9 protein-coding genes are annotated in these 6,071 nt (G+C 43.9%); 8 read left to right on the top strand and 1 reads right to left on the bottom strand.

Translation table 11 applies throughout. From position 1 onward, the window contains the following. Window positions 1-415 precede the first annotated feature (415 nt). A complete protein-coding gene (locus AC6B99_RS27110; RefSeq protein WP_496664703.1) occupies window positions 416-640 on the bottom strand; it encodes a helix-turn-helix domain-containing protein in 225 nt (74 codons plus the stop codon). A 137-nt stretch (window positions 641-777) separates the two neighbouring features. Between AC6B99_RS27110 and AC6B99_RS27105 the strand changes: the two genes are divergently transcribed. The 8 genes from AC6B99_RS27105 (at window position 778) to AC6B99_RS27070 (ending at window position 5,236) form a co-directional block, all read left to right on the top strand. After that, a complete protein-coding gene (locus tag AC6B99_RS27105; protein WP_496664702.1) occupies window positions 778-936 on the top strand; it encodes a toxin-antitoxin system HicB family antitoxin in 159 nt (52 codons plus the stop codon). Between the two features lie 3 nt (window positions 937-939). Continuing rightward, window positions 940-1,704, top strand: a complete 765-nt coding sequence (locus AC6B99_RS27100; protein WP_496664701.1) for a hypothetical protein — start codon at window positions 940-942, stop codon at window positions 1,702-1,704. Then, window positions 1,625-2,479, top strand: coding sequence for an ATP-binding protein (locus AC6B99_RS27095; protein WP_496664700.1), 855 nt, complete (start codon window positions 1,625-1,627; stop codon window positions 2,477-2,479). The genes AC6B99_RS27100 and AC6B99_RS27095 overlap by 80 nt, the downstream gene beginning before the upstream one ends. 29 nt (window positions 2,480-2,508) lie before the next feature. Next, a complete protein-coding gene (locus AC6B99_RS27090; protein ID WP_496664699.1) occupies window positions 2,509-2,658 on the top strand; it encodes a hypothetical protein in 150 nt (49 codons plus the stop codon). Beyond that, window positions 2,655-3,026 (top strand): RusA family crossover junction endodeoxyribonuclease, encoded by a 372-nt coding sequence (locus AC6B99_RS27085; protein WP_496664698.1) that lies wholly within the window; start codon window positions 2,655-2,657, stop codon window positions 3,024-3,026. Before AC6B99_RS27090 ends, AC6B99_RS27085 begins: the two co-directional genes overlap by 4 nt. Further along, window positions 3,023-3,172, top strand: coding sequence for a hypothetical protein (locus AC6B99_RS27080; RefSeq protein WP_496664697.1), 150 nt, complete (start codon window positions 3,023-3,025; stop codon window positions 3,170-3,172). The genes AC6B99_RS27085 and AC6B99_RS27080 overlap by 4 nt, the downstream gene beginning before the upstream one ends. A gap of 383 nt (window positions 3,173-3,555) precedes the next feature. Further along, window positions 3,556-4,554 (top strand): hypothetical protein, encoded by a 999-nt coding sequence (locus tag AC6B99_RS27075; protein ID WP_496664696.1) that lies wholly within the window; start codon window positions 3,556-3,558, stop codon window positions 4,552-4,554. A 184-nt stretch (window positions 4,555-4,738) separates the two neighbouring features. Then, window positions 4,739-5,236, top strand: a complete 498-nt coding sequence (locus tag AC6B99_RS27070; protein ID WP_496664695.1) for a sigma factor-like helix-turn-helix DNA-binding protein — start codon at window positions 4,739-4,741, stop codon at window positions 5,234-5,236. Window positions 5,237-6,071: the final 835 nt, after the last annotated feature.

The raw sequence follows: 6,071 nt of genomic DNA, 5'->3' as shown, positions 1-6,071 counted from the left end.
GCAGACGGATCGGCACGTGACGAATGGGACGGCACTACTGGTGGAAGCGGGCATGCATCATGTCGCAAGGTTGCTGCTAGTTTGTTAGCCCTATACGGGGGTAAGGGGGATACAGATGCAGCACTGGAGTGACTATCTAAAATACCTACCTATGGCGTTGCGGACGCTATTCCGGAGGAAATAAACCTTATACGGCCCTCGCTGATTCGGGGGCCAAGAAGAAAATACTAGGAGGAACAGCAATGAGTAGGTTCCAATGGTTTCGCAGATTAATGGGAGGCACATGGTATTGCATGCGTCCCTATGACAGTCTGTACGACCACACGTATAACTACACACGTTTTAGGTACTGGAAAAGACGAAAGCCACTCAGTACAGAGATATTAATCAAAAAAGAAAAATGGGCCATCAAATACTATGATTGATCATCCGGTACGTATTCCAGTAGATCGCCTACTGAGCAGTCAAATCGTTTACAGAGGGCGTTGAGCGTTTCATAGTCGATACCTCCGCCCTCACCATTATAAATCTTGGCTATTGTACGCCGAGAAATTCCTATCTCTTTTTCGAGAGTTGAGAAGCTTTTTATCTTATGAATGCCCATTAATTCTGACAGTTTAGGTTTTATCAAATCAATCACCTATCCAATTATTAGTTAATCCTATCATACTCATATAGCTTAATAAGTAAACGATATAAACCTAATTGGTATATATACTTACCGTAATGGTATTTATATGGTACCATGATACTAATGAACCAAATGGAGGTGAGGGCGTGGAGAACAAGCAGTTTAAGGTGCGAATGCCAGAAGACTTTCACAATGAAATAAAAGTGTTCTGTGCCAAAAACAACATCAGCATGCAAGAGTTCGCCATACAAGCCATTGAGGAGAAGATTGGAATCAAACGACCTTCTTACGAACAGGCGGTGTAGCTAATGTCAGGCTGGATAAAGCTACATCGACAAATAGTAAGCAGTTCAAAATTTTCCGATCCGGACATGCTGCGACTATGGATATTATGCTTAACAAAAGCTACTCACAAAGAAACGGTAGCGGTTATCGATAGGCAGGAAGTTTCACTGCAACCTGGTCAATTTGTAACTGGTAGATTTGCCTTGCAACAGGACTATAATGACGGCTTAGCTCCGCGTAAGAAGGTTAAGGATACAACGCTATGGAGTTGGTTGCAACGCTTGGAAAAGTGGGGCGATCTTGACATCAAAAGTACAAACAAATACTCAGTGGTATCAGTACTTAAATGGTCTGAGTATCAGGATACTTTGACAACAGAACCACAACAGATTGACAACAGATTGACAACAGAACCACAACAGATTGACACAAACAAGAATGTAAAGAAGTTAAAGAATGAAAAGAATGTTAAGAAAGAAGATCTTAAAACCGTATACGCTGAACAAGTCTCTCTAACTGAAATTGAATATCAAAAATTGATAATTAAATATGACTCCGAGAATGGTGCTAAGTGGGGAATTGAAAAACTCAGTAATTATAAATGCTCCAAAAAAACGAAGTACGTTTCGGATTACCACGTTTTGATTGGTTGGGTTTACGACGAATACAAGAAAAAGAATTTACACGTACTGACGGGTGGTGTAATTAATGAGCAGTCTTCAAGCCATAACGGACATGTTGCTATCAATTCCGAACCAGACTTCAACCAGTTTGTACTCCGACAGTGAGAATGAAGGTATTTACTGCTGCCTGACATGTCAGAAAGAAATGAAAAGAGTTTATTTCGGACTATTAAAAAAGTATGTGATGCCAGCAGCCTGCAAGTGTGATGTTCTTCGAATGGAAAAAGAAGAGGAAGAACGATTGCGTAAATTGCGTCGAGCTGCACTGGAAAGAACGTACAAGCACAGCATTATGAGCGATGGCCTTAAAACTGCAGCATTCAGCAACTTCGAGGCACGGAGAGGAACAGAGTTGTGCTTGGCAGAGGCTAAAAGGTTTTCTGAGGATTTTGAATCCCGGAAAGAGGGATTACTGATGTTTGGAAAGCCAGGCAATGGTAAAAGTCACTTGCTCGCTGCTGTACATCACGACCTTGATAGGCGCGGCTACGTTAGTCTTTTCTTGGATGTATCGCAACTGTTCAATATCGCAAAGGACACTTTTAAATTCAGCAGTAAGGTTAGTTTGACTGATATTATCACCGCGGCTATTGATTGCGACCTGTTAACTCTCGATGAGATTGGATCAGGGGTCCTAACGGAAACTGAATTCAATGACATTTTGTTCCCGATCATCAACGGACGTCAGGGGAAGAGGACCAATTATACAAGCAATCTTGACTTGAAACGCCTGAATCAATGGTTTGCATACGGAAAAAAAGGCGAACCATTGGACGTAGATGGTAGGTTGATTGATCGAATCATAGGATCAAGCGTGATAATTGAAAACCATGGAACATCGAAACGACAAGAAGATGCAATGAAAAGAATGAATGCTTAACCATATAAACCTAAGGGGAGAGATGAACAATGAAACCAGGAAGAGGAAAAACAAGCAAAAACCCTAGTGTTGAATTTTTGAAAAAGAGAAAGCCTGTAATCAACGAGGATGAGCTTAAGCTGCAAAGAGATTCATTGCGTGTGTACTATCGTCCGAGCGGAGGCGACGACATCGCATGAATCAATCTCTAAAACTAATCGGCATACCACCAACACTCAATGAGATACGTCGCATGCATTACCACGAGCAGGCCCGCGTGAAGCTGCAATGGGAGCAGATGGTCGGGATAGAGGTCAGAGTGCAGCAGCTTAAACCGATGGACAAACCTGCTATTGTGACCTACCGATTCCATTTCAAGGATAACAGGGTGCGCGATCCGGACGGATACGCATACAGCGCAAAGGCCATACAGGATGGACTGGTCAAAAACGGCATATTACCAGACGACAGTTTCAGGCATGTGAAGGAACTTCGTATAGCAGAAGGAGAGCGCCGCAAAGCTGCAGGAATAACGGTGGAGATAACCCCATGGGAGGCAAGCACATGAGCCTACAAGCCGAGCGCGACACCTTACAACGCAAACTGGAATGGCTGGGCATACGCTCAACAGGCTATGAACGCATCGAAAAGCGTATCAAAGAGATTGATAGAGAGCTAGGACAGTCACATGCGTTGTTTAAGCCTCCACGATGATTATGACGGCGTTTAAATGTCTTGGACGAACAAATATGTGTCTAGTAATTAAAACTCGTTATAAGTCAATTTGAGAGGTTTGGGGGTGGATGGGTGAAAGATTGGTTTTCCGTAGAATGTGATTGTGGTACGGAGTTCAAAGTAAAGCCACCTAAATGCTGTTTTGAGGACAAACGAAATACGTTCACACTGAAATGTCCTTATTGCGAAGGTGATGTTGGATATGAGTTCCAATTAACCAAACATGACTGACTATTACATGGTTAAAAGTGACTTAATTAATAAGGTGTAAAATCGACGTAAACCCTTGATAACACTGGATTTTTAACGATTTTTTTAGTATAATATAGATAGAAAAATATGACTACGGAGCGTGAATATACATGGACGTTTTACAAGGCGAATTGACCGAATTGCAAGCAAAAGAAGCTGCATTATCAGTTGAATGGGAACACATCAATAGCACACCTAATGTGGACGTTAGCCGCTTTAACGAGGTTAACGCACTCCTTAATTCGGTGCGCGAGGAAATCAGAGAAAAAACAGCTGAAATCGCAGCTCAAGAAGCGCAGGATCAAGTGAGCAGTCAGTTCGAAAACATCGTTATTGGCGAAACACCGTTAACTCTGCGAGAGATGTGCGCCAGCCCTGTACACTATCAGATTTTATCTGGATGGATACAGCAATATGTCGGAAACTTGGTACGTACACATGAAACGGTGCTTGCGAGCCATGTCAGCGAAAATTTCAGACTGCTAGAAGAATTAACCGAGATGGAGGCAATTCGCCGCCATAACTTTGACTTGGATCTTAAATGCAACGACCTTGAGGCGAAGCGTAATGCAGCAGCTGTTGAGCTAGAGTCAACTCAAGATGAATTGAAGAGACTGAACGCTGATAACGAATCGTTGCGCAGGCAGCTTGAAGCGACGACCAAGCCCATTAAAACAAACGTCACTGCTAATTTAGCTGAGCTTGCTAAACAATTACAGGATGCAAAGCCGGCAATTTATAACAAGCGCTGGGAAGATGGAAATCGTAAGACGCACTATATCGCTAATCTTGCTACAACAGGCGAAGAAATCAGATTTGGTTACTTGGAGGCCGGACAATATCGGGAGGTCAGCCCAGAGGAAGCAGAGCGATTTCGCGCAGAGCACGAAGCAGCGCAGCAAGCCGATGCAGCAGCCGTTTTGGAAGAAAATAATGCGGATCGCCCACTGGTAGACTATCCTAAACCGCCAGCGTTACCCAGTGACGGACTGGAAATGGATGAACACGCCGCTGTACCAAAGGGCGATGGAGCGGATTTTGAAGCAGAAGTGAAACGCCGTTTAGCAATGTTGGAACTGCATGTATTTGGACAGTCAGAAGTCGCTTAAATTAACCACATATCAGAGCGTTCCTATACGGGGCGCTCTAAGGAGGATATCTATGGAGAATGTAACCGATGAAGCTAAGAAAGACGACCAGGTGGATTCAATTATGATCGAGATTAAATTTTGGAAGTATAGCATATTTAAGCTAGAGTGGAGCATCGAAAGGCGAGAATAGGGGGCATGAATCATGAGCAGAGAAAACGTGACAGAACTCCTTAAAAACTACCCCAGCTATAAGTACGCAGTAAGGCAATTTGAACGACATCAGCCGCGAGCATCAGCCGGCATAGCTAATTACAGCGGAATGTCTGGGGGATCGGGCGCGCCAGAAAGATTCTTTGAAATGGTCGGCAAGCCTGCTGATATGGGACATACAAGCTACAATGACAGGATAGACTATGAAAAGTACTCCGATGTAATCAAAGACATAGACGGAGCACTGGACACGCTAACGGACGAAGAAAGAAGCGTCGTGCTGCTGAAATGGATTGAAGGAGTATCGCTCAAAGATATATCCGAACGGAAACGGTATAGCGTGGAGACGGTCAAACGCAACCATAAACGTGCGCTGGAAAAGCTGAGTATCTGTTTCCGCTTCATCCGTCCGCCGCAGATAGAAGATATATCCATGCCTGGATCGCAGCATCATCGTTACCCCGAAAAGGACGGAATGACACTTTTCTGACACTAAAGTTTAATCTTTTTTGACACTTACAACATGTTAAAATCCTTATATAGACAGCTGTGATAAATGATTCTTGATGATCACGGGGCATTTACACAGTTGTTTGATTAGCACAATAATGACTGGTATATCCCAACGACCCCAATCCGTTGGATATCATAAATTTGGATCGATCAATCCTTGGAGAGTCCGAAAGGGCTCTTTTTGCGTTGTGGAGGTATCGCCATGCAAAGACATACCTGTTACCATTGCGGACGCAAAATAGAGCAACAAGGCTACTGTGAGGATTGCACAAACGCCACGTACAAATGCGATGATTGCGGCGCGCGGCTGAAACCGCCACATTACGGACGAAGGTATTGCGAAGCCTGCGACATCATACGGCGTAAATGCACGGTATGCGGCGAGGTAACGGCACGTAATGAGTTATGGGCCAGCTATAAGCAAGTAGATGGCAAGTGGATTGCGGCTAAAGGTCATAGAGAATGTGTATGGAGGTGGGCCGATGAGTGAATTGCGATCATGGCTAGGTACACCGCAAATGACAATAACGTCAGGCACTATAGATGCCAAGGACATATTGGGGGAGAGTAACCGTGAAAGCAACAATTAACGGCATTACAGTCGAGGGTACGCCGCAGGAGATAGCGGAGTATAAAAATCTTCTCCTCCAGAAAAAGGTGGAGTCGATAAGTACACGTGAACGGTATCCATTTATACCAGCTGTGGGGTCTCTAGGATTGATGATTAAACCTAAAAATTGCAGGGCAGCAATGAACGGCGGCTGTTACTGCACAGGGGAATGCATGAAATAATTTAGAGGATGAGGTGATAG

Source organism: Paenibacillus liaoningensis, from assembly GCF_059609455.1.
The sequence above is the reverse complement of the archived record's forward strand: the minus strand, read 5'-3'. Positions and strand labels throughout refer to the sequence as shown.